The following is a 24,219-nucleotide window of genomic DNA, read 5'->3' as shown; positions in this document are numbered from 1 at the left end:
GACAACCCACTCCTCGGCCCCCGCGGCGCCGTCGCCACGTTCTCCGCACAGAAGGGGGCCGGCCCGCAGGAGCAGGCCATTCTCGAGGCGTCCCTGACGACGTACGCCTCTCTCGTCTCCGACGCCCTCGACCGCCCTGCACCGGATGACACCCCCGGTGCAGGTGCGGCCGGGGGCGTCGGGTTCGCCGCTCTGGCGGTGCTGGGCGGCCGGGTCGAGCGGGGCGTGGAGCTCCTCCTCGACCTGGTCGGTTTCCACGACGCCCTCGACGGCGCCGACCTGGTGGTCACCGGCGAGGGCTCCTTCGATCATCAGACCCTGTCCGGCAAGGCCCCGCTCGGCGTACTCGAGGCGGCGAAGAAGCACGGCATCGCCGCCGCCGTCGTGTGCGGCCGCACCACCCTCTCCCCCGCCGAGGCCGAGCACGCCGGCGCCGCGGCCGTCCACGCCCTCGCCGACCTCGAGCCCGACCCCGAGCGCTGCATGACGAACGCCGCCGAGCTGCTCTCACAGCTCGGCGGCGCACTCCTGTAACACGTCGTTCGTAGGTCTATCGGGTCGTTCCCATAGGGCGAGTGGTCCTACGAACAGCGTGTTACACGCGGTAGAGCCGTCAGAAGTCGAAGTCGTCGATGTTCGACTCGTCGAAGACCGTCGGCTCACCGAGGACGACGACGCCGTCAGCGCCGACGGTGTACTCGCCGAGCTCACCGGCCGCGAAGGTGTCACCCTCCTTGCCCTCGATGTCGCCGGAGGCGAGCGCGTCGGCGGTGTAGGCGGCCAGGTAGCCGAGCTGCTCGGGGTCCCACAGCGCGAAGGACTTCACGGTGCCGTCCTTGATGTACTCGCGCATCTGGTTCGGGGTGCCGAGGCCGGTCAGCGCGACCTTGCCCTTGTACTGCGAGTCGGACAGGTAGCGCGCGGCAGCGGCGATGCCGACGGTGGTCGGGCTGATGATGCCCTTGAGGTTCGGGTGGGACTGCAGCAGGCCGGCAGTCTTGTCGAAGGAGGTCTGGTCGTCGTCGTTGCCGTAGACGGTGTCGACGAGCTTGATGTCGGGGTGGTTCGCGGCCAGCTCCTCCTCCATCAGCTTGATCCACTCGTTCTGGTTGGTGGCGTTGGCCGCGGCGGAGAGGATCGCGATCTCGCCCTTGCCACCGATCTGCTCGGCGATCAGGTCGACCTGGCTCTTCGCGATGCCGGCCGCGTCGGCCTGGCTGACGAAGACGTCGCGGAACTTCGGCTCGGTGTCGGAGTCCATCGTGACGACCTTGGTGCCGGCGTTGCGGGCCTCGTCGAGCGCGTCGCCGATGGCGGTCGGGTCATTGGCCGAGACGACGAGCGCGCCGGCACGCTGCTGGGTCGCGGTGTTGATGAAGCTGACCTGCGAATCGGGGGTCGACTCGGTCGGGCCCACCTGCGACCACTTCGTGCCGATCTCCTCGGCGGCCTTCTGGCCGCCCGCGTCGGAGGCGTCGAAGTAGGGGTTGCCGAGATTCTTCGGGATGAAGGTGATGCTGCTGGTGTCGCCGCCACCCTCTCCATCGCTGCCGCTGCCGCTCCCGCCACCGCAGGCGGACAGGGCGAGGCCGAGGGCAGCAACGATGGCGACGGCACTGCCGGCGCGTCGGAACTTGCTGGTCATGTCTCTCACTCCGATTTCTTTGAGTTCTTCGAGGATGGTTCGTCCGAGCTCTGCTCTACCCGTTCTTTGGGCAGCCGATAGGTGCCGACGATGCGACCGGTCCAGCCGAGGACGCTCGCCGCGACGACCGCGGCGATGAGGAGTACGCCGGTGATGATCTGGATGATGTTGGCGCTGAGCCCGTCGAGCCGCAGCGCGCTGCCGATGGTGCCGATCAGGACGACACCGGCGATGACGCCGGGGATGGCGCCGCGGCCGCCGAAGATGGACACCCCGCCGAGCAGCACGGCCGCGATGACCTGGAGCTCCATCCCGGTGGCGTTGTCACCTCGCGCACTGCCGTAGCGCAGCGTGAAGTAGATCCCCGCCAACCCCGAGATCAGGCCGCTGAGGGTGAACAGGATCAGCTTCGTACGGTCGACGTTGACGCCGGAGAAGCGGGCAGCGTCCTTGCTGAGGCCGGCGGCGAAGATGCCGCGACCGAACGGCGTGAAGTGCAGGACGACGGCGAAGATCACGACCAGGACGACCAGCGGGATCGTCATCAGCGGGATCTGGGAGTCGCCGATCCGGGCCTGTACGACGTCGCCCCAGGCGTCTGGCCAGTCGGTGATCGCGGTGGTGCCGAGTGCGCCGACCGCGATGCCGCGGAAGAGCGCCATGGTGCCGATCGTGACGGCCAGCGATGGCAGTCCGTAGCGGGTGACGAGCACCCCGTTGAGGGCTCCCGCGACCGCGCAGGCGAGCAGTGCGAGCACCATCGCAGCCGCCATCGGGACGCCCTCCCGGTGCAGCACCCCGAACAGGACGCTGGAGAGCCCCACCACGCTCGCCACCGACAGGTCGATCTCGCCGGTGATGATGATCAGCGTCATCGGCAGCGCGATCAGCAGGATCGGCGCGATGTCGAGCACGAGGAAGTAGACCGTGATCGGGTCGGAGAAGTTGAGGATCGCGATCGAGGCGTACGTCCAGACCACCACGAGCAGCGCGATGATCGCCGAGTCCCGGGTCATCAGGGTGCGCTGCCACCACGGCTTGGCGTGCGCGGCGTACGTCCGAGCGGGTGCCTTCTCGGCGAGCAGACTCATGACTCTTCCCTCTCCGCGAGGAGCTTGTCGTGCTGACGGCGGGCGAAGTAGCGGTCCAGGACGATCGCGCCGATGATCAGCGCGCCGACGACGGCCTGCTGCCAGAAGTCGGGGATGCCCAGGATCGGGAGCGCCCGGTTGATGGTGATGAGGAGGTAGGCCCCCAGAGCCGCTCCGAGGACGGTGCCGCTGCCGCCGAAGATGGCCACGCCACCGACGACGGCGGCACCGACGGCCTCGAGCTCGATGCCCTGGCCGACGCCGGAGCTGATGGTGCCGTAGCGGGAGACGTACAGGATCCCGGCGAGGCCGGCGAGCGCACCCGAGGTCGCGAACGCCTGCAGCACCCGTCGCCTGTCACGCAGCCCGTAGAGCGTCGCGGCGTCGGGGTCGGAGCCGATGGCGTAGAACTCGCGGCCGACGCGGGTGGAGCGCATCAGGTAGATCGCGGCCGCCAGCAGCGCGAACGAGATCCAGGCGAGGTTGGGGATGAACAGGAACGAGCCGGTGCCGAAGTCGAGCAGCCCGGGCGGGATGTCGGAGGCGTTGATCCGGTCGCTGCCGGCCCACTCGAGCATGATCCCGCGGTAGACGTAGAGCGTGCCGAGGGTGATGACCAGCGCCGGCACCTTCGCGAAGGCGACCAGCACCCCGTTGACCAGGCCGAGCACGGCGCCCGCGGCGATGGCGATCAGGACGACGAGGATCACCGGGAGCCCGGTGTCGAGGAAGAGCCGACCGGCGAGGTACGCCGTCAGCCCGAGCGTCGAGCCGACGCTGAGATCGACGTTGCGGGTGACGATCACCATCGCCTGTCCGATCGCCAGGCAGACGAGGATCGCCGGGGTCAGGGTGAGGTCACGCCAGCCGTCCGTGCTGAACAGGAAGTTGGGGTTCACCGCCGTGGTCACCACGAGCAGCAGGAGGAAGGCGACGGCGATGCCGGTCTCGCGCTGCTTCAGGAGCCAGGTCAGCCGGTGGGCTGCCCGGTGGCGTGGCTGCGGCGCGGCCGGTGCGGGCGCGTCGAGCGTGGTGGTCATGATGCCTCGCTGACGTTCAGGGTGGTGGAGTGGTGGGCCGTGGCCGCGCGCATGACGGCCTCGGGGGTCGCCTCCGCGCGGCTCAGCTCGGCCGTCTGGTGACCCTCGCTGAGGACGATCACGCGGTCGGCCATCCCGAGCACCTCGGGGAGCTCGGAGGAGATCATCAGGATCCCGAGGCCCTCCTGGGCGAGCGTCGAGAGCAGCCGGTGGACCTCGGACTTGGTGCCGACGTCGATGCCCCGGGTGGGCTCGTCGATGATCAGCACCTTCGGCTGGGTCGAGAGCCACTTGGCCAGGACGACCTTCTGCTGGTTGCCGCCCGAGAGGGTGCCGGCCAGGGTGTCGAGGGTCGCGGCCTTGACCTCGAGCCGGGCGGCCCAGTCGGCGGCCGAGCGGTTCTCGATGCCGGTGCTGATCAGTCCGGTGCGGGCGAGCCGACCGCTCGTCGGAAGGGTGATGTTGCGGGAGATCGGCGCGTCCAGGACCAGACCGTGCTGGCGGCGGTCCTCGGGAACGAAGGCCAACCCCATCTCGATCGCCCGTCGCGGGTCGCCCGGCGGCACCGGCCGCCCGTCGAGCGTGACCTGGCCGCTCTCGTAGGGGTCGACGCCGAAGATCGCCTGGGCGACCTCGCTGCGCCCGGCGCCGACGAGGCCGGCCAGGCCGACGATCTCGCCCTCGCGGACGGTGAGGCTGATGTCCTGGAACAGGCCGGTGCGGGTCAGACCCTTGACCTCGAGCAGGGGCCTGCCGACGGTGGCTTCGAGCTTCGGGTAGAGGTCGGAGACCTCGCGCCCGACCAGCCGCCGGACGATCTCGTCCTCGGTGACCTCCGAGATCGGGTCGGTGGAGATGTAGGCGCCGTCGCGCATCACCGTGATCGTGTCGCACAGCGCGAACACCTCGTCGAAGCGGTGCGAGATGAAGACGACGGCGCAGCCCTGGTCGCGCAGGGTGCGCGCCACGGTCATCAGTCGCTCGACCTCGTTGCCCGACAGCGCCGCGGTCGGCTCGTCCATGATCAGGACCTTGGCATCGAGCGAGAGCGCCTTGGCGATCTCGATCAGCTGCTGGTCGGCGATCGAGAGACCCTCGGTCGGGCGGTCGGGCTCGATCGGCACACCGAGCCGGGCGAAGAGCTCGACGACCTCGGTGCGCATCGCGGCGCGGTCGATCCTCCCCCAGCGGTTGGTCGGCTGGCGCCCCATGAAGATGTTCTCGGTGACCGACAGGTCGGGGAAGAGGGTCGGCTCCTGGTAGATGACCGCCACCCCGGCCTGCTTGGCCTCGGCGGTGTTGCGGAAGTCGACCTGCTCCCCGGCGAGCAGGTAGTCGCCCGCGTCGCGGCGGTAGAGCCCGGCGACGATCTTGACCAGGGTCGACTTCCCGGCCCCGTTCTCCCCCACGAGCGCATGGATGGATCCGGCCTCGACCCGGAGGCTTCCGGACCGGAGGGCGCGTACGGGGCCGAACGACTTGGCCACGTCCCGCAGCTCCAGTGCGGCGGGTGTGTCCGGCATGGGCAGCTCCTCGAATTGAAAGGTTTCAAGCCTGGTTTACGCTAGTGATGGCAATCACATACGTCAACACTCTTCGGCCGCTAATTTGAGCGAGGCCCGGACTTTGTCCTCGGGCCGAGACGACGCCCACCCGTGTCCAGGCGGGAATCTCGCCGCGTCAGACCGCGTTCACAGCCACATGCACGCACTCTGGGTATGGGCACATCCGCACGCGTCATCACTCAACGGCCGACTGCAGGAGGTGGGCAGGAACGCTCTCACCGAGGCCGACTGGACGGTCGACGAGATCGACCTCTATCGAGAAGGTTTCAATCCGCTTCTGGTGGAGCGGGGCGAGGCCGACGTACGCCGCCACCAGGAGCGTCTGCGGGAAGCCGACCTGCTGGTCGTGCAGTTCCCGCTGTGGTGGTATTCGGTGCCCGCCATCCTGAAAGGCTGGATCGACCGGGTCTTCGAGTCGGGGTTCGCCTTCGACGTACCGGATCCGGAGACCGGCAAGCCGCTCAAGTACGGCAAGGGCGGCCTGGCCGGAAAGCGTGCGCTGACCGTCGTCACCGCCGGCGACCGGGCCGCCACCCTGGGCCCGCGCGGGATCAGCGGCCACATCGAGGACGTCCTGTGGCCGTTGCTGCACGGCACGTTCTGGTACACGGGGATGGATCCCCTGCGCCCCCACCTGATCACCGACGCCGACACCGTCGACCCGCAGGTCATGGAGCGGATCGAGGCCGATCTGAAGGCACGCCTCGAGGGCGTGATGACCGAGCCGCGGATCGCCTACCGGCCCATGGTCGAGGAGCACTACGACCACACGATCAAGCTCCACGACTCGGTCGCGCCCGGGAAGGACGGGCTCAGCGCCCACCGCGAGGACTGAGAGCGGAAGGCCGCGAGCCCGCCCGCACCGGACCCGAACTCCCCGGTCGGAGTCTCCTCAGAGCTGGGAGTCGTAGACGCGTACGTAGTCCACGACCATGCGCTGCGGGAACTGGGTGGTGCCGTCGGGGTTGCCGGGCCAGTTGCCGCCGACCGCGACGTTGAGGATGAAGAAGAACGGCTGGTCGAAGACCCAGGGATTCGCGCCGGTGTCGGCCGTGGTGAAGGTCTGATAGGCCACCCCGTCGACGGACCAGGTGATCGAGCCGGGCCGCCAGTCGATGGCGAAGGTGTGGAAGGTGTCGGCGAAGGACCAGCCCTGCGGGTGCATGTACTGCCCGGTGATGCCGTTGCCGCCGGAGTAGCCCGGGCCGTGCAGGGTGCCGTGCACCAGGTGCGGCTCGTAGCCGACGTTCTCCATGATGTCGATCTCGCCCGCGTTGGGCCACGGCGTGTTCGGGAACTGGCCGCCCAGCATCCAGAACGCCGGCCAGATCCCCTGGCCGCGCGGGATCTGGATCCGCGCCTCCAGCCGCCCGAACCTCGGCTGCACCTTGCCCTTGGTCGTGAGCCGGGCCGAGGTGTAGCCGCTCCCGCTCCGCCGGGCGGTGATGACCAGGTTGCCGTTGCCGTCGAGCGCGGAGTTGTCGCGGGAGTCGGTGTAGGTCTGCAGCTCGTTGTTGCCCCAGCCCCCGCCCCCGGTCTCGTGGTTCCAGTTGGCAGGGTTGGGGGCGCTGCCGGCCGGCCCGTCGAACTCGTCGGACCAGGTCAGGGTGGCGGCCTCGACCTCTTCGGCAGGGGCTGCGCCGTCAGCGCCGGGCACCGCGGCCGGGGCGGCCAGCGGGGCGATCAGGACGAGCGCCAGGGCGGCGGTCGCGGCCAGTGTGGTGCGGATGGTGCGGATCCTCGAGCTTCGCATCGAACGCTCCTTCATGGGGGTTAACTGTAAATCGACCTTACAGTTATCGGACCTGCGCCGGAACGGAAACGACGCGCGACGTCCGGTCACCGCCAGTCACCGCTCGATGCGCTCTAATGGGTCACCGAGGCCATCGGGGGCCTCCGCAGACGAGGTGATCGCATTGGCAGGGGATCCGTACAAGCCACGGACGCCGATCATCGGCATGGTGATGGTGTTCCTCGCGTTGGCGATCGTCGGGGTGACGGCGTACCTGCACCTCGGCTGGTGGTCGCTGATCGGCTACGCAGTCGCGGCGGTCATCGCCCTGGTCGGCGGATGGCTGCTGTTCAAGGACGTGCCCGAGCCGCCTCACTCCGGACCGGGAGCGAGCCGATGACCGACACCGACGACCAGACCAGCAACCCGGCCAGCAACCCGGCCGTCGGCCTGACGGACGAGGACGAGGGCTACCACAAGAGCCTCAGTCCGCGGCAGCTGCAGATGATCGCGATCGGCGGCGCCATCGGCACCGGTCTGTTCCTGGGTGCCGGCGGCCGCCTGCACGAGGCCGGTCCCGGCCTCTTCCTCGTCTACGCCTTCTGCGGCGTCTTCGTCTTCCTCATCCTGCGCGCGCTCGGCGAGCTGGTGCTGCACCGGCCGTCCTCGGGCTCGTTCGTCTCCTACGCCCGTGAGTTCCTGGGCGAGCCGGCCGCGTTCGCCGCGGGCTGGATGTACTTCCTGAACTGGGCGATGACCTCGATCGTCGACGTCACGGCGATCGCGACGTACGTGCACTTCTGGGGCACCTTCGAGGTCGTCCCGCAGTGGGTGATCGCGCTCATCGCGCTCGCGGTCGTGCTCTCGATGAACCTGATCTCGGTCAAGCTCTTCGGCGAGCTGGAGTTCTGGGCGGCGCTCATCAAGGTGGTCGCGCTGCTGGGCTTCCTGGTGCTCGGCATGATCGTGCTCGGCAGCCGCGAGGAGCTCAACGGCCAGGAGACCGGCATCGGCATGATCCTCGACAACGGCGGGCTGTTCCCGGTCGGCGCGCTCCCGCTGGTCGTCGTCGTGTCCGGCGTCGTCTTCGCGTACGCGGCGGTCGAGCTCGTCGGCACCGCGGCCGGCGAGACCGCGGAGCCCGCGAAGGTGATGCCGCGGGCGATCAACTCGGTGATCGCCCGGATCGCGGTGTTCTACGTCGGCTCGCTGGTGCTGCTCGCGCTGCTGCTGCCCTACACGACCTACCGGGCCGACGAGAGCCCGTTCGTGACGTTCTTCGACCAGCTCGGGATCGCCAACTCCGGCACGATCATGAACCTCGTGGTGCTGACCGCCGCGCTCTCCTCGCTCAACGCCGGCCTCTACTCGACCGGCCGGATCCTGCGCTCGATGGCGATGAGCGGGAGCGCGCCGACCTTCACCGCGAGGATGTCGCGGAACGGGGTGCCGTACGGCGGGATCCTGCTCACCGGGAGCATCACGCTCCTCGGCGTCGGCCTGAACGCGATCGTCCCGGGCCAGGCCTTCGAGATCGTGCTGAACATGTCGGCGCTCGGGATCATCGCCTCCTGGGCAACCATCGTGATCTGCCAGATCCAGCTCTACCGGCGGTGGAAGAAGGGTCTGATGTACCGGCCCGAGTTCCGGCTGTGGGGTTCGCCGTGGACCGGCTACGCGACGCTGGTGTTCCTCGCCGTCGTGCTCGTGCTGATGGGCTTCGACTACCCGATCGGCACCTGGACGGTCGCGACCCTGGTCATCATCATCCCGGCACTGGTCATCGGCTGGCGGCTCGTCCGCGACCGCGTCCAGCAGATCGCCCTCGAGCGCGAGGGCTACACCGGCGCGATCCCGATCAGGGCCGAGCGCCCGATCGCCGACGAGGCGACCGGCGGCGCGCGGGACGACGACGATTCGAGCAGCTGATCAGGCGACCGGACCCTCGCCGAGCGTGACCGTGGTGGCGTGGGCCTCGCCGCCGGCATCGGTCCAGCCGACCGGGATCTCGTCGCCGGGCTCGTGGTCGTCGAGGACCAGGGTGATGTCGTTCGATGCTCGCCACGCCGGTGCCGCCGACGGTGGTGATCTCCACGTCGCCCGACTCCTCGCCGGCGATGATCTGCGCCGCGATGTCGAGCACGGTGTCGATCGGGATCGCGTAGCCGGAGATCTCGGCCGAGCCCGAGGTCGCGGCGACGTTCATGCCGATGACCTCACGTTCCCCCGGGCCGTACGCCGACCCGTACCCGGAGTCATACCCAGGTCCGGCCTCAGCGGCGTACGTCCTGGTGGCGCTGATCGCTGCCACCGCGAGGGCCGGGGTCGCGACCGGGATCGCAACGAGCGGGATCGCCAGGACGGCGAGGACGGACTGGCGGATACGGCGTGAGCGGGACATCGGGCCCTCCTTGAGGCGGTTGATGCCTCGAGACTCCGCCTGTTCGCCGTGGGCTTCCTGTGAGCCAGGCACGGACCGGCTGGGAAACGCGCGGTACGAGGCCGGCCGGGCCGCCGCTGTCTCGGAAGCCCGACCGACCCGTCAGCTTTGGCGGCGAAACCTCCCGGACACCATCAGCCCACCGATGATGACCAGTCCGATGCCGATCCCGAGGAGCGCGGCCAAGAACGTGGGCGAGCCGGTGTTGGGCAGGACACCACCGCCACCCGTGCCGCCGCCGTCGGAGCCCGTGGAGCCCCCGGGGTCGGTGCCGGTTCCGGCGCAGGCGATCTCGATGTCGACGGCGTCGGAAGCGGGCGAGGTCACCGTACGTCCGGCCGCTCCTGCGATTCCCCGTCCCGCGCCGCCCTCGGGGGCGGTGACGGACTGGGTGGCGGTCAGGGTGTGCTCGCCACAGTCGAGCTCGGGCAGCGTCGTGGACCACGTGCCGTCGTCGCCGACTGGGACCGTGTCGATGTCCTTGCCGTCGACCTGGACCGTCACGTTCGCGCCAGGCTGTCCTGTGCCGGACACGTCCGGGGTCTCGTCCACGCTGTCGCCGTCCTGAGGCGAGGTGATCACCGGTGCCGGCGGGGTGACGGTGAAGTCGACCGTGGTCGCCGGGCTGGTGTTGCCTGCCGGGTCGGTCTGAACTGCCCCGACCGTGTGATCGCCCGATGCGAGCGGGTCGGTCAACTCGAGGGACCATGTGCCCTCGGGCTGGACGACCGCAGTGCCGACCTCCTGGCCGTCGATCTCGACGGTCACGGTCGCGCCCGGCTCACCGGTGCCCTCGATGGTCGGGGTCGGGTCGCTGGTCGACCCACCATCCGTCGGCGAGGTGATCTCCGGCGCCTCGGGCGCGGTGGTGTCCACGGTGATGATCACTGCGTTCGACTCCCCTGAGGTGTTGCCCAGCGGGTCCGTGGCAGTGGCCGTGATCGTGTGGTCGCCGTCTTCGAGGGCCTCGGTCGGCGTGAACGTCCAGGTGCCGTCCGGGCTCACTGTGGTCTCCCCTGCCGGGTCGCCGTCGATGATGACGGTGATGGTGTCACCGGCGTTGCCGGTGCCCTCGATGGTAGGAGTGTTGTCGTTGGTGCTGTCGCCCGACTCCGGCGAGGTGATCACCGGTGCCCCCGAGGAGGCGTCGACGGTGAAGCTCACCGGCTCGGAGACCTCGGAGGTGTTGCCGGCCTCGTCGGTCTGCGTGGCGGTCACCGTGTGCTCGCCGTCGGCGAGCGGCTCGGTCGGCGTGAAGGTCCAGGTGCCGTCCGGGTTGACGGTGGTCTCACCGACGACCTCGCCGTCGATGGTGACCTCCACCGTGGCTCCCGGCTCCCCGGTGCCGGTGATCTCCGGGGTCGCGTCACCGACCGTGCTGCCGTCGGCCGGACCGGTGATCACCGGCGGCTCCGGAGCGGTCCGGTCGACCGTGAAGTCGACCGGGGTCGATGGCGAAGACACGTTGCCGGAGTCGTCGGTCGCGGTGGCGGCCGCGGTGTGCGGCCCCTCAGCGAGCGGGTCGGTGAGGATCAGGCTCCAGTTGCCGTCGGCGTCGACGGGAGCGGTGCCCACCACCTCGCCGTCGACCGTCACCTCGACGGTCGTGCCGGGCTCGGCGGTGCCGCTGATCGTCGGCGTCGTGTCCTGCGTCGACGAGCCGTCGGCCGGCGAGGTGATCACCGGAGCGTCGGGCGCCGCGGCGTCGACGGTGAAGGTCACCGGGGCGGAAGGCTCGGAGGCGTTGCCGGCCTCGTCGGTCTGCGTCGCCGTCGCCGTGTGCTCACCGTCGGCCAGCGGCTCGGTCAGCGGCAGCTCCCAGTCGCCGTCGCCGTCGACGGGAGCGGTGCCCACCACCTGGCCGTCGACCGTCACCTCGACCTGCGCGCCCACCTCGCCGCGACCGGCCGCACCAGCCCCGCCGTCCACCGTCGACCGTCACCTCGACCGTCGCGCCCGGCTCACCGGTGCCCGTGATCGTCGGGGTGTTGTCCCCGGTCGTGGAGCCGTCGGCCGGCGAGGTGATCACCGGAGCGGCCGGAGCCTGGGTGTCGACCGTGAACGGCACTGGGTCGGAGGCCGGCGAGACGTTGCCGGCCTGGTCGGTCTGGGTCGCGGTGGCCGTGTGGCCACCGTCCGCGAGCGGCGTGGTCAGGTCGAGCGACCAGTTTCCTGCGGGATCGACCGTGGTCGTGCCGACCGGGACGGCGTCGATGAAGACTTCGACCTCGACACCGGGCTCGCCGGTGCCGGCGACGGTCGGGGTGTTGTCGTCGGTGACCGAGTCGGGCTCCGGCGACGTGATCACCGGCGCATCCGGAGCTGTCGTGTCGATGGTCAGGATCACCGAGTTGCTCTCCGGCGAGACGTTGCCGAACTCGTCGGTCTGTGTGGCGACGAACGTGTACGTCCCGTCCGCGAGCCCCGGCGCATCGAGCGTCCAGATCCCGCCGGGCGTGACCGTGGTCGTGCCGATCACGTTGTCGTCCTGGTCGTAGACCGTGATCGTGGTGCCCGGCGTGCCGGTGCCCTCGATCGTCGGCGTGTTGTCGCTGGTGGTGGTGCCGCTCGCCGGGCCGGTGATGATGGGCGCCCGCTCGGAGGCGTCCACGGTGAACGTGCTGGTCGCGGCCGGTGACTCGTTGCCCGCGGCGTCGATCTGCACCGCGGTCGCGGTGTGCTCGCCCTCGGCGAACGGCGTGCCGGTGTCGATCGTCCAGGCACCGTCGGCGTTGGCCTTGGTCTCGTACTCCTGACCGTCGACGGTCACCCGCACGGTCGCGTTGGGCTCGGCGGTGCCGGTGACGGTCTGCACGTCCGGCCCGATCGTCGAGCCGTCGGCCGGGCCGGTGATCGTGGGCGCATCAGGCGCAGCCGAGTCGACGACGAAGGTGTTGGAGTCGGCGGGCGACACGTTGCCGGCCACGTCGGTCTGCACCGCCGAGACCGTGTGCTCACCGTCCGCCAGCGCATCGGTGGTCGGCAGCTCCCAGTTGCCATCGGCATCCACCGTCGCCGTACCGATCACCGTGCCGTCCATGCTCACCTCGACCGTCGCACCGGGCTCACCGATGCCCGTGATCGTCGGGGTGTTGTTGCTGATCGTGGAGCCGTCCGCGGGCGAGTCGATCACTGGCGCGGCCGGTGCGGCGGTGTCGATGGTGAACGTGTTGGACTCGGCCGGAGACACGTTGCCAGCGGCGTCGGTCTGCACCGCCGAGACCGTGTGCTCACCATCGGCCAGCGCATCGGTGGTCGGCAGCTCCCAGTTGCCATCGGCATCCACCGTCGCCGTACCGATCACCGCGCCGTCCATGCTCACCTCGACCGTCGCACCCGGCTCACCGGTGCCCGTGATCGTCGGGGTGTTGTCATTGATCGTGGAGCCGTCCGCGGGCGAGTCGATCACCGGCGCGTCCGGCGCGGTGCCGTCTTGGTCGACGTTGGGACCCACCGTTGACGTGGCCAGATTGAGCTGGGCGCCGTTGCTGTCGAGGAGGGTGACCTGCACGGCGGTGACGCTGTAGGGCCCTGGGCCTGTGCCGCCGATGTCGTTCTGCACATTGACGTTGACCGCGACGACATCGGTCAGGCCCTCCAGCACCGGCGCGAGCGTGTTCGTAGCCTGGGTCACCACCTGGTCGATCGTCTGCCCGGCGTTCGCCAACGCGGTGTTGAGCGCGGCGTCGACCGCGCCTCCGATCGCGGGCACCAGGATGTTCGTGATCGGCCCGAGCAGGCCGTCTAGCGGGGCGAGGACGCCGCTGCCGTCGGCCGTGATCGGGGTCGTACCGTCGAGGAGATTGCCTACCGTGCCGGTGTAGGCGAGGTTCAGCCCACCGAGAGTGGTGCCTAAGACCGGGGCTCGCAGCGTGGTGTTGGACGTGATCGAGATGTCGATGTAGTCGTACGCGTTGGTGATGACGTCGTTCAGGTTGCTCTGCAACTGGCTTAGGAGCGTGGCCACATCGGCGGAGACCTGCTGCATCACCTCAGGGCTGAGGAGCGTCGAGTTGGGCGGCAGGTTGTTGAGATCGATCCCGCCAGCGAGGTTCACCGTGACCCGCCCCGTCAGCGGGTCGATCGTGACCAGGTCGGTCGACAGCGGCGAGCTGAGGACCTGGTTGATCTGCTCGTCGATCCGCGAGTTGACAGTGACGATCGTATTCGTGCTCGCGGTGCCGGTGGCGCCGCCGACCAGGTTGATGATCTGGTTGACACTGCCGTTGACCGCGGTCTCGATGACGTCACTGAGACCGTTGACCTGCGTGTTGAGGCCGGCGACCGCCTGGTTGGTGGTGGTGCCGATGTCGCCGATGACCGGCGAGTGCAGGTCGAGAGTCGCCCGGGCGATGCTGTAGTCGCGGGTGACGATCCACTGACCTGGGTTGGCGGGGTCTGGTTCCAGCCGCGCGGAGGATTCGACCGCACCCAGGTCGAGTGATGCCGCGTCGAGCGCCTGGGTCTTGCCGAGCAGAGCGGTCAGGTCGAGGCTCGCGCTCGCCGTCCCGGTGTTCGAGCTGGAGATCGCGTTGTCCTCGGCGGTGGCCCGCTGGGTGATGGCCTCCAGCTGGAGCAGGTCGCCCAGGCTCACGTCGACCCCCGGGAGGCTGAGCCCGATCGTGTTCAACGCGGTCACATCGAGGTCGGCGTCGTCCACCGTCGGAGCGCTCGGATCTGATCCGTCGGTGTGTTGCGCCTGTGCTCCGTCGATGCCGGCGACTGCGCTCAGATCGAGTCCGGCGAGCAGTGACCCGCTCAGGAACTGCGCCGAGGACTGCGACGAGTCTCCCTGCTCGGCGTGCGCGGCCGGGCTGAGTCCGACCGTAAGCGCCACCACGACGACAGTCGCGAGTGTCGCCCCCCACGCGTGCGACACCCGCGACCTCGACACCAACGGACCCATTGACGTGCGCGACGGCATAGTTCCCCCAAGGACATCAAGGCAAACGGCCGGATTTCAGCCATCTAGCCATCTCCCGAGCGCTGGCATTTGTACCATTCATCAAATTCGGGGTTCTTGTCACCCATATGAGTGATAAATCTGGGCATCTGTCCAAGAAATGGTCATTCGACCCTACTGAAACGCACGGTCCGTAGCGCCTGCGCACCATGCCCAGACAGGCTGAGATGCTTGACCCGATGCCCGCCACCACGCAGACCAAGTCCCGGGGCCGCCGGGCCGTCTTCTGGACCGGCATCGTCCTGGTCCTCGCCGGACTGAGCGTCCTCGGCTACGTAGCCTGGGAGGTCTACGGCACCACGATCGTGAGCAAAGAGCGCCAGCGGGAGACGACCTCGACGATCGAGAAGGCATGGGGGTCGGGCGAGACCGAGGTCCGGACCGAGTTCGGGTCGGCTCAGGCCCTCATCGAGATCCCGCGCTTCGGCAAGGACTACCGGATCCCGGTGCTCGAAGGCACCTCCGACCGAGCCCTCGGCGCCGGGTTCGGCCATTTCGACGGCACCGCCGGCCCCGGAGAGGTCGGCAACTTCGCCCTCGCCGGCCACCGGGTCACCCACGGCGAACCGCTACGCGATCTCCCCGAGCTCCGGCCGGGTGACAAGATCCGCGTCCTGACCAGGGAGAAGACGTACGTCTATGCCCTCACCAGCGGCGGCGACGACCTGATCGTGCCGTTCACCTCGATCTGGGTCACCGACCCGCTTCCCGACAACCCCGAGCGGGGCGGGGTCGAGCCCGACCAGAAGAGGGGGCAGCGCCTGATCACACTCACCACCTGCGCGGAGCTCTTCCACACCGACGACCGGATGATCGCCTTTGGAAAGCTGGTCTCCGAGGAGCCGGCGAACCAGACCGGCGCCGGACACGGCTCGGAATGAAAGGGCTCCGGATGGGGTACCTCTGGGCATGGCCGAACCCACCGACCCCCATTCACAGCAGATGGGCGACGCCCCATCGTCAGCCCCGTCAACCTCTGGCTTCCAGCGCGTCGGCCCCGAGCCGTGCGATCGGGTCCAGCCTGGTGACCTCGCGCGTGGCCAGGTCGACCATCACCGCCGTGTCGGCGGGCACCGGAGTCCACCCCGGCTGGTCGAGACCGCTGGAGACGATCTCGAGGCCGTGGTCGGTCCGGCGATAGTCCATCGCGAAGTACTCCGTCGTGTGCCGCGGCGGGATCTCATCCTCGTCGTCGAAGAGCTCGCGCAGCGCGCGCAGGGGCGAGTCGGCGCGCGAGTTGATGTGGATCGCGAACATGTGGGTCCGGGTGAGCATCAGTGCGTTCAGGCTGCACCTCGGGAACGTCCTGACGAGCGTCGCCAGCGCCCGAGTGACCCCCTCGGCCTCGTCGCCGTACTTCTCGACATTCTGGTGCACGAAGTGGAAGTAGCGTTCGCTGTCGGTGTCACCGCGCAGCCGCGCCCGGGACTCCGGTGTCAGCAGTGCCTCGAGCTCCGCGATCGGCGAGATGTGCCCGTTGTGCGCGAATGCGGCACCGTCGGTCAGGAACGGGTGCGTGTTCTCCGGACGTACGTCGAGACCGCCCGTCGCCCAGCGCAGATGCACGAAGCCGGCATTCGAGAGCGGGGCCTCGACGTGCCTGCGGTAGGTCTCGTCGACGTCCGCCGAGCGTGGCGAGCTCGTCGTGCAGGTGCCGTCAGGCGTGTGCCAGGCCATGCCCCAGCCGTCGGAGTGAACGGAGGTGAGCGAGGTGAACGCCTTCAGCCCCTCCTCCCCGAGCAGGTCGGCTACGGCGCACGGGGACTCGGTCACATATCCGAACAGACGACACATCGTCGAGTGGCTCCTTCCAGAGGCAGGTGTGAGCGTTGACCAGAGACTCTTCGAGCAGTACCCACGACCGGGTTCGGACAGTCGGCGTCGAGGAGGAGCTCCTCCTCGTCGACGCCGAGAACGGCGCCCCGCGATCGGTGGCCAGCGAGGTGCTGCGGGTGGCGCGGCGGCGCGGCGACACCGAGACCGACGAAATCGGTGGCTCGGTGGGACCGGAGATGCAGGAGCAGCAGGTCGAGACCGACACCCCTCCGGAGGAGTACCTCGGCCTCCTCGAGCTGGACATACGGCGGTGGCGCGACAAGGCACGCGCTGCCGCGAAGGAGGCCGGTGCATTGATCCTGGCCAGCGGCACGACCCCGTTGCCGGTGGTGCCCCGGACCGTCGACGACGATCGCTATGCCGCGATGTCGGAGCGGTTCGGGCTGACCGCGAGCGAGCAGCTCACCTGCGGCTGCCACGTACACGTCTCGGTCGATTCGGACGACGAGGCGGTGGGCGCGCTCGACCGGATCCGCGCCTGGCTGCCCGTGCTGCTGGCCGTGAGCGCCAACTCGCCGTTCTGGCAGGGCGGAGACTCGGGCTACGCCAGCTACCGCTCCCAGGTGATGACCCGGTGGCCGACCAACGGCCCGACCGAGATCTTCGGCAGCGGCGCGGCGTACGCCGATCACCTGCGCCTGCTCGTCGACACGGGCGTGCCGCTGGATGAGGGCATGGCGTACTTCGACGCCCGGCCCTCGCGCAACTACCCGACCCTCGAGGTCCGGGTCGCCGACGTCTGCCTCGACCCGCGCGACGCCGTGCTGGTCGCCGGGCTGGCGCGGGCGCTGGTCGAGACCGGCGCGCGAGAGTGGGCACAGGGACGCCCGGCCGATCCGGTCTCGGTCGCCGTGCTCCGGCTCGCGATGTGGCAGGCAGGTCGGCACGGGATCAGCGGCGCCCTGCTCGATCCGGAGACACACAAGCCAAGGCCGGCTCGGGACGTGGTGGATCGCCTGCTCGATCACATCGGCCCGGCGCTGCGGGACTCCGGGGACATGGCACGTGTCGAGCAGGGCATCGACCGGGTCTTCACCCGCGGCACCGGCTCCTCGACCCAGCGCAGAGTAAATTCCGAAGAGGGTCGACTGGACCGGGCCGTGGTCCGGCTGGCCGGGCTCAGCTGAGTTTCGAACACGAGCGTCGAACACGAAGGAGCTATCTGCTGTGACGATCCGATTCGGTCATCTCGACATCGACTTCGACGATCGCGTGCTCACGCCGCGTCCGTGGACGATCCGTCAGTCCGAGTGGGCGGCCGAGCTGTCGGCCGGCCTGCCGGACGGGCCGATGCTCGAGCTGTGCTCGGGCGCCGGTCAGATCGGTCTGCTCGCGGCGGCGATGGTCGGCCGCCGGCTGGTGTGCGTCGATGCCGACCCGGTGGCGTGCGCGTTCACCCGCGCCAACGCCGAGCGCGCCGGGCTGGCCCACCTGGTGGATGTACGCGAGGGCAGCATGGACCACGCTCTCGACCCGGACGAGCGCTTCGTGCTGGTGATCGCCGACCCGCCGTGGGTGCCGACGTCCCAGGTCGGGCGCTATCCCGAGGACCCGCGGACGGCCATCGACGGCGGTGCCGACGGGATGCTGGTCGCGCAGACGTGTCTGGACACGACGGCCCGACACCTCTCTCCCGGCGGCGCGGCGGTGCTTCAGCTCGGCACGACCGACCAGGCCGACCGCGTACTGGAGCTGCTCGAGGGCGGCGACCTGTTCGTCCAGGAGGTCCGCGACTCGCCAGGTGAAGGAGTATTGGTGCACATCGCGCGGGCAACGGCCGCGAGCATGGCGGCTCCGGCGGTCGGGTACCGGGGGCATGAGGGAAAGGTGGGCTGAGATGCTGCCTAAGTCGCGTGGCACCCTGAGTGCCGCTGTGTTCAACGCGCTCCAGAGCGGCGCCACCGCCGGTCTGGAGCCGTCGCCGGAGTCCGAGGAGGACGCCCAGATCGCCCTGTGGGCACTCTACGAGCTGCACTACCGCGGCTTCGACGAGGTGGATGCCGAGCTCGAGTGGGACGCGGACCTGCTGCGTCTGCGCCGGGACCTGGAGAGGTCGTTCGAGGCCGAGCTGCGCAAGCGGTGGGAGGCCAGCCCGCTCCGTGAGGCCGGTGAGCTGACCGGCCTGATCGAGGGGCACGACGGCCCGTCGTTGGCACGGTTCGTACAGCGCAAGGCCGACCGCGAGCAGGTGCTCGAGATCCTGCAGCACCGCTCCCTCTACCACCTCAAGGAGGCCGATCCCACCACTTGGGTCGTCCCCCGGCTCGACACCCGGCCCAAGGCCGCGCTGATGGAGATCCTGTTCGACGAGTATGGTGACGGCGACCCGAACCGGCTGCATCACCACCTGTTCCGCCGTGGCTTGGAGGCATCCGGCCTGCGGACCGACCACGCCTGCTACGTCGACGAGGCACCGGTCGAGATCCTCGAGATGAACAACGCGCTGTCGCTGTTCGGGATGCATCGCCGGCTCCGCGGCGCCGCACTGGGCCACTTCGCAGCGTTCGAGGCGACCAGCTCGGTCCCGTCCCGGCAGCTCGCCCAGGGCCTGCGTCGCCTGGACTTCCCCGACGAGATGGCCGCCTACTACGACGAGCACGTCGAGGCCGACTCCGTCCATGAGCAGGTCGCCCTGCGCGACGTGTGCGGAGCGTTCCTGGAGGACAACCCGAACGAGCGCGACGTGGTTCTTCTCGGCGCCTTCACCTGTCTCGACCTGGAGGCCCGGTACGCCCACGCGATGCTCACCCGGTGGGGTGCCTCATGACGGACTTCGAGCACGCCTCGGTCGTGCTGTGCCCGGCAGGGCCGATGCTTCTGCGCGGGAAGCACGAGATCCTGGACACCGAGGGCAAGGTCCATCACACGGTGCGCCCGGTGAGCGCGGTGTGCATGTGCGGTAGGTCCGCGATCAAGCCCTGGTGCGACGGTACGCACCGGTTGCTGTCCGCGGGCACGCGAGACGGCGACGAGACCACCGGGTGAGAGGAGCCTGTGGTGGTTCGACTTCGCCGCGTCTCGGCGGAGGAGCCGGGGTGGACCCGTCGCCGGGCGGGTCGCGGCTTCGTCTATCTCGACGACGCGGGTGAGCGGCTGCCCGACGAGGCGGCGGCACGGATCCGCGCCCTCGCCATCCCGCCCGCGTGGGAGGACGTGTGGATCTGTCCCCACGACAACGGCCATCTCCAGGCCGTCGGAATCGACGCCGCAGGCCGCCGTCAGTACCTCTACCACCCCGACTGGCGGGCGAAGCGCGACCAGGAGAAGTTCGACCGGGTGCTGGAGCTGGGCGCCGTACTCCCCCGTGTGCGCGAGCGCGCGGAGCGGGATCTCACCACGACCGGGATGAGCCAGGCCCGCGCGTCGGCGCTCGCGGTGCGACTGCTGGACCTGGGCTGCTTCCGGATCGGCAGCGACGCCTACGCCGACGACAACGGCGGCTTCGGCCTGACCACCCTGGAGCGGCGCCACGTCCGCAAGCGCGGCGGCGCCTACGTCTTCGACTTCACCGGCAAGTCGGGCGTCCACCACACCATCAGCATCGACGACCCGCTGTCGGTGGAGGCGATCGCCACCCTGCGTCGCCGGCGTGCCGGCTTCGAGGAGCTCCTCGCCTACAAGCAGGGCTCCCGCTGGCAGCGGCTGACGCCGGCCATGGTCAACGACTACATGCGCGAGCTGAGCGGGCTGGAGGTGTCGGCGAAGGACTTCCGGACCTGGCACGCCACGGTGCTCGCCGCCCTCGCCCTGGCCGACGACCCGGAGGCGGCCGAGCGCGTGACACCGACCGCCCGGTCCCGGCGCAAACAGCAGGTCGCCGCGGTCAAGGAGGTCGCGGACTACCTGGGGAACACTCCGGCGATCGCCCGCAGCTCCTACGTCGACCCGCGGGTGCTCGAGCTGCACGAGCAGGGACGCACGATCCACGTACGCAATGGGGCGAGCACGGACCCGCAGGCCCGCCAGGCAGCGGCGGAGCGTGCGGTGCTGCGGCTGCTGGCGCCGGACGACGCCTGAGCAGCCCTCAGCCCTCGACGCCGGTGGCCTCGTGGGAGGAGCCGACCGGCTTGCTCTCCGGCGATCCCCGCTGCCTGAGGTAGATCGAGAGGACCGCCATCGACCCGACGGCGAGGAACTCCGACTGCCAGTTCTGCAGGGTCCGAGCCCAGAAGTCGGAGTGCAGCAGGTAGGAGCCCCAGGCGATCGGGTCACGGAGCTGCTGCATCCGGGTCTCGTTGTACGCGGCCCACCCGGCCACCGACTGGACCAGCCACGACAGCACGAAGATGGCGCCCATGGTGAAGCCCAGCGACCGGGAGTAGAGCGCGGTCCGGAGGCCGCCGGCCCGGGCCAGCTTGGGCGAGTCCGGACGGACGTACGCACCGACCTTCTGCCTCTCGTCGGACTCCTGACCGGCGTCCTTGAGGGGCTTGGACTCCGGTGAGCCTCGTTGCACCAGCCAGACGGTCAGCATCACGTAGAGCAGGAACTGGAGGTACTCGCTCTGCCAGTTCTCCGTGACATCCACCGCGAAGCTCGCCGAGGTGAGATAGCCACCCAGCGTGATCGGGTCGAGGCCTTCGGCGAACAGCTCGTCGTTCAGCTGGTGCCAGCCGGCGATGGCCTGGCCGGCGAGACTGCCCAGGAAGAGCGCCCCGAAGACGAGACTGAGCGAGTTCTCTCTGCAGAACCGTCGCATCGTTCCCCCTCACCCGTGCCTCAGCGCGAGAACGAAGGTGTAGACCAGTCCGAGGCCGAGGACCGCCAGGTAAGCGACGTACATGATCCGCATATCAGCCTCCGTGCAGGGCGCAGTCATAGGGTTTCGGGTGCTGGGGCGTGCAGCCCGCCGCGTGCAACAGCCACTTGTCGGCGAACTTGGTCAGGAACACCGTCTCGCCCTGGTAGCGCACCTCGGCCATGGTGCCGAAGACGTCGACCCGCTCGAGCGTGCCCGGAGCGGGCAGGCTCTCCTCGGCGAGCGCCTCGGCGCACGGCAGCTTGGCGGCCGCCTCCAGCTCGGTCCGCGTCTCCGGAGCGAGCAGCGCGCACGCGCCTGCCCAGTCCTCACTGGCGACCGCGTCCTCAAAGGCAGCAGCTCTCTCCCGCACCGCCTCGTCCTGCCCCGAGCCGCATCCGGTGAGGACCACCGGGAGGAGCAGTGCCAGCGCCGCGAACCACCACCGCATGGTGTTGCCTCAGCCTCGCGCGGCCCGAGCCGCGCCTGCCTCCGTGACTTCGCCGCTGGTCTGCAGCTGGCCGCCCTGGTCCTCCAGGTGGGCGCGCACGAACCAGTGGAAGAGCTCGAGCTGCTCGGTCTGGCCGATCAGGATGTCCTGGGTCACCAGGTCGAGGTCTTCGAGCGCCTTGATCGCCTCGCGATAGGACTCGATCACGCCCCGGTAGGTGACGTCGAGCGCAGCGAGGTGCTCCTGGGTGGTGGCCCGGCCGATGCTGTAGTCGTCCCACTCGCGCTCGGCGACGAGTGCGCCCGGAGTGCCTCGCGGAGCGCCGCCCAGGGTCGCGATGCGCTCGGCGAGCGCGTCGGCCATCGCGCGTACCGCGTCGACCTGGGGGTCGATCATCTCGTGGACCGCGATGAAGTGCGGCCCGACGACGTTCCAGTGCACGTGCTTGAGCGTGAGCTGGAGGTCGTTGGCGGCGTGGAGCCGCGACTGCAGAAGGTCGATGGTCGTCCGAGCATCGCTCTCGTCCATGCCCGGGATCGTGTAGTGCAGCGTGTCGGTCGTCATGCCGCAGCCGGTACCCGTAGGCGCACGATTCATACCAGTACAAGGGTGCGAATAAACTTTGTCGCGTGTCCGCAGTTCTCCGCTCCCCCTCCCGCCTCTACCGGATCGTCTCCACTGCCGAGGCGGTGACCTGGGCGGGGTTGCTCAGCGGCATGTTCCTGAAGTACGTCACCGAGACCACCGAGCTCGGGGTCAGCATCTTCGGGATGCTGCACGGAATCGTGTTCATCAGCTACTGCGTGACCACCACGGTGGTCGCGATCGACCAGCGCTGGTCGATCGGCCGGCTCCTGGCCGGTCTCGCGTCGTCGATCCCGCCGTTCCTCACCCTGTGGTTCGAGCGCTATGCGGAGCGCCGCGGCCTGCTCGCGCCGACGTGGCGCCTGCTCGACCAAGCCCCCGTTCGCCCTCTCGAGCGTCCACTCGCCTGGCTCCTCCACAACCCCGTACGCGGCCTGGCCACCGGTCTCGCCAGCGTCGCCGCGCTGACCGCGGTCGCCCTCGTCGCCGGGCCGCCCGTCGGCTGAGCTCACGCCGCACCGAGCGGCCTGATCAGCTTGCCGCGTCGGCGATCTCGACCTCGCCCCGGCGCACGACCTCACCGCAGGCCTTGCAGGCCAGCACGGGGTGGAACTCCGAGCCGCAGGAGTGCGTGAACCTGAGCGGCGGACCGTCCTCGCCGGCCAGGTGACGGTCACCGAACTCGCGCATCGCGGCGATGATCGGCCCGAGCGATCGTCCGAGGTCGGTGAGGTGGTATTCGAACCTCGGCGGACGCTGCTCGTACTGGACCCGCGTCACCAGCCCGTGCTCCTCGAGCCGGCGTAGGCGGTCGGTGAGGATGTCACGCGGGCCTCCGGTGAACCGGACGATCTCCTCGAACCGGCGGCTTCCCAGGAACAGCTCGCGAACGACGAGCAGGGTCCACTTGGAGCCGACGAGCTCGAGCGTCCGCGCCACCGAGCACTCACGTACCTCCGTCTTCATGGTTCGATCCTAACGGGTTGGAAATCCAAACCAACCCCGCTAGGTTGGAAAAGCCAACCCACAGGGAGCGATGCCCGCGCCCTCGAACAGGAGAACCACATGCCCACTCTCGCGAACGCGGTCGTCCTGGTGCCCGGGGCGAACGGCGGCCTCGGCACACACTTCGGCTACCGGGCTCTGGAGCATGGAGCCGCCAAGGTCTACGCAGCAGTCCGCACTCCCCGCGAGTGGGGCGACCCGCGCAACGTGCCGCTGAGGCTCGACGTGACCGACCAGGACGTCAAGGCCGGCTTCGCTCAGCCGATCGAGGCGCTCTACCTGCAGCTCAGCCGCTGACCGGCCGGGCGGAGACGCTGATGACTCTCGAGTTCGAAGCCTTCTACGTGCCGACCGGTGAGGACGGCACGTTCGAGTCGACGCCGGCCACGGCCAGCCCCTGGGATCACTCGCTGCAGCATGGCGGCCCTCCTGCTGCCCTGCTGGCCCGGGCGGTCGAATCGGTCCGGTCCGACCCGGCTCTGTCCATCGCCCGGTTCACGGCCGACATGCTCGGCGGCATCCCACAGGGGACGATGCGTGTCGAGGCGCACGTGGTTCGGCCGGGTCGCCGGGTCGAGCTCGTCGAGGCCTCGCTCTGGGCCGGCGACCGGCTCGCCGTGAAGGCGAGTGCCTGGCTGATCCGAGCCACGTCAGGGGCGACCAGCGAGCACTGGTGTCCCGGGGAGGAGGCACCCGCGATCCCGCCGGCATCCTCCGAGCGGTTCTTCGAAGGAGTCAGCCCGGACTGGGGCTACGGCCGCGCGCTCGATTGGCGGTTCGTCAGCGGGGGTTACGAGCCCGGCCCGGCGACGGTCTGGGCACGGCTGCGTATCCCGCTGGTCGCCGGCGAGCAGGCCTCCCCGGTGCAGCGCCTCCTCACCCTGGCCGACTCCACCAACGGCCTGTCCGGCTCCCTGCCGATGAGCTCGTGGTACTTCATCCCACCGACCGTGACCGTCACCGTCGAGCGACCGCCGGTCAGCGAGTGGATGCTGCTCGACGCACGCAGCACCATCGGCCCGGACGGCATCGGGCTCGCCCAGGGCGACATGTCCGACGAGCACGGAAGATTCGCCGTGGTCACCCAACCGCTGATGGTTGCCCCGCGCTGAGCACCGACCAACCGCT

26 protein-coding genes are annotated in these 24,219 nt (G+C 69.5%); 13 read left to right on the top strand and 13 right to left on the bottom strand.

Features of this window, described 5'->3' with window-relative positions; all coding sequences use genetic code 11:
- The coding region (locus ACFVJS_RS03695; RefSeq protein ID WP_378877584.1) for a glycerate kinase at positions 1 to 534 on the top strand (534 nt) is incomplete at its 5' end.
- 79 nt (positions 535 to 613) lie between these two features.
- On the opposite strand, the gene rhaS is transcribed toward ACFVJS_RS03695, so the two are convergent.
- From rhaS to ACFVJS_RS03675, 4 genes are read right to left on the bottom strand one after another with little or no spacing between them, the layout of a single operon-like run.
- On the bottom strand, positions 614 to 1,645 hold the full coding sequence (rhaS, locus tag ACFVJS_RS03690) for a rhamnose ABC transporter substrate-binding protein (RefSeq protein ID WP_378877582.1): 1,032 nt from the start codon (positions 1,643 to 1,645) through the stop codon (positions 614 to 616).
- A 5-nt stretch (positions 1,646 to 1,650) separates the two neighbouring features.
- Positions 1,651 to 2,736 carry an ABC transporter permease gene (locus tag ACFVJS_RS03685; RefSeq protein WP_378877580.1) on the bottom strand — a complete coding sequence of 362 codons (1,086 nt, stop codon included), beginning with the start codon at positions 2,734 to 2,736 and terminating at the stop codon, positions 1,651 to 1,653.
- Positions 2,733 to 3,776 (bottom strand): ABC transporter permease, encoded by a 1,044-nt coding sequence (locus ACFVJS_RS03680; protein ID WP_378877579.1) that lies wholly within the window; start codon positions 3,774 to 3,776, stop codon positions 2,733 to 2,735. Before ACFVJS_RS03680 ends, ACFVJS_RS03685 begins: the two co-directional genes overlap by 4 nt.
- Positions 3,773 to 5,299, bottom strand: coding sequence for a sugar ABC transporter ATP-binding protein (locus tag ACFVJS_RS03675; protein ID WP_378877577.1), 1,527 nt, complete (start codon positions 5,297 to 5,299; stop codon positions 3,773 to 3,775). The genes ACFVJS_RS03680 and ACFVJS_RS03675 overlap by 4 nt, the downstream gene beginning before the upstream one ends.
- A 178-nt stretch (positions 5,300 to 5,477) precedes the next feature.
- On the opposite strand from ACFVJS_RS03675, the gene ACFVJS_RS03670 reads away from it, so the two are divergent.
- A complete protein-coding gene (locus ACFVJS_RS03670) occupies positions 5,478 to 6,176 on the top strand; it encodes an NAD(P)H-dependent oxidoreductase (RefSeq protein WP_378877575.1) in 699 nt (232 codons plus the stop codon).
- A 57-nt stretch (positions 6,177 to 6,233) separates the two neighbouring features.
- On the opposite strand, the gene ACFVJS_RS03665 is transcribed toward ACFVJS_RS03670, so the two are convergent.
- Positions 6,234 to 7,094 (bottom strand): family 16 glycosylhydrolase, encoded by an 861-nt coding sequence (locus ACFVJS_RS03665; protein ID WP_378877573.1) that lies wholly within the window; start codon positions 7,092 to 7,094, stop codon positions 6,234 to 6,236.
- A gap of 154 nt (positions 7,095 to 7,248) precedes the next feature.
- Between ACFVJS_RS03665 and ACFVJS_RS03660 the strand changes: the two genes are divergently transcribed.
- Together ACFVJS_RS03660 and ACFVJS_RS03655 are read left to right on the top strand one after the other, a co-directional pair.
- Positions 7,249 to 7,473, top strand: coding sequence for a hypothetical protein (locus ACFVJS_RS03660; protein WP_378877571.1), 225 nt, complete (start codon positions 7,249 to 7,251; stop codon positions 7,471 to 7,473).
- Positions 7,470 to 9,002, top strand: a complete 1,533-nt coding sequence (locus tag ACFVJS_RS03655) for an amino acid permease (RefSeq protein ID WP_378877569.1) — start codon at positions 7,470 to 7,472, stop codon at positions 9,000 to 9,002. The genes ACFVJS_RS03660 and ACFVJS_RS03655 overlap by 4 nt, the downstream gene beginning before the upstream one ends.
- Here ACFVJS_RS03655 and ACFVJS_RS03650 read toward each other — a convergent pair.
- The 3 genes from ACFVJS_RS03650 to ACFVJS_RS03640 all read right to left on the bottom strand — a co-directional run bounded on the left by ACFVJS_RS03650 (position 8,932) and on the right by ACFVJS_RS03640 (position 14,350).
- Complete coding sequence (locus ACFVJS_RS03650; protein WP_378877567.1) at positions 8,932 to 9,474, bottom strand: hypothetical protein; 543 nt, start codon at positions 9,472 to 9,474, stop codon at positions 8,932 to 8,934. The two genes, ACFVJS_RS03655 and ACFVJS_RS03650, sit on opposite strands and share 71 nt — an antisense overlap.
- A gap of 141 nt (positions 9,475 to 9,615) precedes the next feature.
- The gene (locus tag ACFVJS_RS03645) at positions 9,616 to 11,388 is read right to left on the bottom strand and encodes an Ig-like domain-containing protein (protein WP_378877586.1); all 1,773 of its coding nucleotides are present in this window, start codon (positions 11,386 to 11,388) and stop codon (positions 9,616 to 9,618) included.
- On the bottom strand, positions 11,297 to 14,350 hold the full coding sequence (locus tag ACFVJS_RS03640; RefSeq protein WP_378877565.1) for an Ig-like domain-containing protein: 3,054 nt from the start codon (positions 14,348 to 14,350) through the stop codon (positions 11,297 to 11,299). The genes ACFVJS_RS03645 and ACFVJS_RS03640 overlap by 92 nt, the downstream gene beginning before the upstream one ends.
- Before the next feature lie 305 nt (positions 14,351 to 14,655).
- Between ACFVJS_RS03640 and ACFVJS_RS03635 the strand changes: the two genes are divergently transcribed.
- Positions 14,656 to 15,357 carry a class E sortase gene (locus ACFVJS_RS03635; protein WP_378877562.1) on the top strand — a complete coding sequence of 234 codons (702 nt, stop codon included), beginning with the start codon at positions 14,656 to 14,658 and terminating at the stop codon, positions 15,355 to 15,357.
- Positions 15,358 to 15,445: 88 nt separating this feature from the next.
- Here ACFVJS_RS03635 and ACFVJS_RS03630 read toward each other — a convergent pair whose 3' ends face one another.
- A complete protein-coding gene (locus tag ACFVJS_RS03630) occupies positions 15,446 to 16,270 on the bottom strand; it encodes a class II glutamine amidotransferase (RefSeq protein ID WP_378877560.1) in 825 nt (274 codons plus the stop codon).
- A 35-nt stretch (positions 16,271 to 16,305) separates the two neighbouring features.
- Here ACFVJS_RS03630 and ACFVJS_RS03625 point away from each other — a divergent pair, with 35 nt between their 5' ends.
- Genes ACFVJS_RS03625 through ACFVJS_RS03605 form a run of 5 tightly spaced genes read left to right on the top strand, consistent with a single transcriptional unit; the run spans position 16,306 to position 20,329 of the window.
- Positions 16,306 to 17,439, top strand: a complete 1,134-nt coding sequence (locus ACFVJS_RS03625) for a glutamate--cysteine ligase (protein ID WP_378877558.1) — start codon at positions 16,306 to 16,308, stop codon at positions 17,437 to 17,439.
- A gap of 40 nt (positions 17,440 to 17,479) precedes the next feature.
- Positions 17,480 to 18,148, top strand: a complete 669-nt coding sequence (locus ACFVJS_RS03620) for a methyltransferase (RefSeq protein ID WP_378877556.1) — start codon at positions 17,480 to 17,482, stop codon at positions 18,146 to 18,148.
- Position 18,149: 1 nt separating this feature from the next.
- Positions 18,150 to 19,079 carry an iron-containing redox enzyme family protein gene (locus ACFVJS_RS03615; RefSeq protein WP_378877554.1) on the top strand — a complete coding sequence of 310 codons (930 nt, stop codon included), beginning with the start codon at positions 18,150 to 18,152 and terminating at the stop codon, positions 19,077 to 19,079.
- The gene (locus tag ACFVJS_RS03610) at positions 19,076 to 19,297 is read left to right on the top strand and encodes a CDGSH iron-sulfur domain-containing protein (protein ID WP_378877552.1); all 222 of its coding nucleotides are present in this window, start codon (positions 19,076 to 19,078) and stop codon (positions 19,295 to 19,297) included. Before ACFVJS_RS03615 ends, ACFVJS_RS03610 begins: the two co-directional genes overlap by 4 nt.
- A gap of 12 nt (positions 19,298 to 19,309) precedes the next feature.
- Positions 19,310 to 20,329 carry a DNA topoisomerase IB gene (locus ACFVJS_RS03605; protein ID WP_378877550.1) on the top strand — a complete coding sequence of 340 codons (1,020 nt, stop codon included), beginning with the start codon at positions 19,310 to 19,312 and terminating at the stop codon, positions 20,327 to 20,329.
- Positions 20,330 to 20,336: 7 nt separating this feature from the next.
- Here the strand turns inward: ACFVJS_RS03605 and ACFVJS_RS03600 are convergent, their stop codons facing one another.
- The 3 genes from ACFVJS_RS03600 to ACFVJS_RS03590 form a co-directional block, all read right to left on the bottom strand.
- Positions 20,337 to 21,011 carry a DUF6766 family protein gene (locus tag ACFVJS_RS03600; RefSeq protein WP_378877548.1) on the bottom strand — a complete coding sequence of 225 codons (675 nt, stop codon included), beginning with the start codon at positions 21,009 to 21,011 and terminating at the stop codon, positions 20,337 to 20,339.
- Positions 21,012 to 21,105: 94 nt separating this feature from the next.
- Complete coding sequence (locus ACFVJS_RS03595; RefSeq protein WP_378877546.1) at positions 21,106 to 21,501, bottom strand: hypothetical protein; 396 nt, start codon at positions 21,499 to 21,501, stop codon at positions 21,106 to 21,108.
- A gap of 9 nt (positions 21,502 to 21,510) precedes the next feature.
- The gene (locus tag ACFVJS_RS03590) at positions 21,511 to 22,065 is read right to left on the bottom strand and encodes a Dps family protein (protein ID WP_378877545.1); all 555 of its coding nucleotides are present in this window, start codon (positions 22,063 to 22,065) and stop codon (positions 21,511 to 21,513) included.
- 65 nt (positions 22,066 to 22,130) lie between these two features.
- On the opposite strand from ACFVJS_RS03590, the gene ACFVJS_RS03585 reads away from it, so the two are divergent.
- Positions 22,131 to 22,592 (top strand): DUF3817 domain-containing protein, encoded by a 462-nt coding sequence (locus ACFVJS_RS03585; protein WP_378877543.1) that lies wholly within the window; start codon positions 22,131 to 22,133, stop codon positions 22,590 to 22,592.
- Between the two features lie 25 nt (positions 22,593 to 22,617).
- On the opposite strand, the gene ACFVJS_RS03580 is transcribed toward ACFVJS_RS03585, so the two are convergent.
- Positions 22,618 to 23,052, bottom strand: coding sequence for a winged helix-turn-helix transcriptional regulator (locus ACFVJS_RS03580; protein ID WP_378877541.1), 435 nt, complete (start codon positions 23,050 to 23,052; stop codon positions 22,618 to 22,620).
- 99 nt (positions 23,053 to 23,151) lie between these two features.
- On the opposite strand from ACFVJS_RS03580, the gene ACFVJS_RS03575 reads away from it, so the two are divergent.
- On the top strand, positions 23,152 to 23,388 hold the full coding sequence (locus ACFVJS_RS03575; RefSeq protein WP_378877540.1) for a hypothetical protein: 237 nt from the start codon (positions 23,152 to 23,154) through the stop codon (positions 23,386 to 23,388).
- Positions 23,389 to 23,408: 20 nt separating this feature from the next.
- Positions 23,409 to 24,203, top strand: a complete 795-nt coding sequence (locus ACFVJS_RS03570) for a thioesterase family protein (protein WP_378877538.1) — start codon at positions 23,409 to 23,411, stop codon at positions 24,201 to 24,203.
- Positions 24,204 to 24,219: the final 16 nt, after the last annotated feature.

The sequence above is a fragment of the Nocardioides sp. NPDC057772 genome, assembly GCF_042798075.1.
Lineage (GTDB): Bacteria > Actinomycetota > Actinomycetes > Propionibacteriales > Nocardioidaceae > Nocardioides.
The sequence above is the reverse complement of the archived record's forward strand: the minus strand, read 5'-3'. Positions and strand labels throughout refer to the sequence as shown.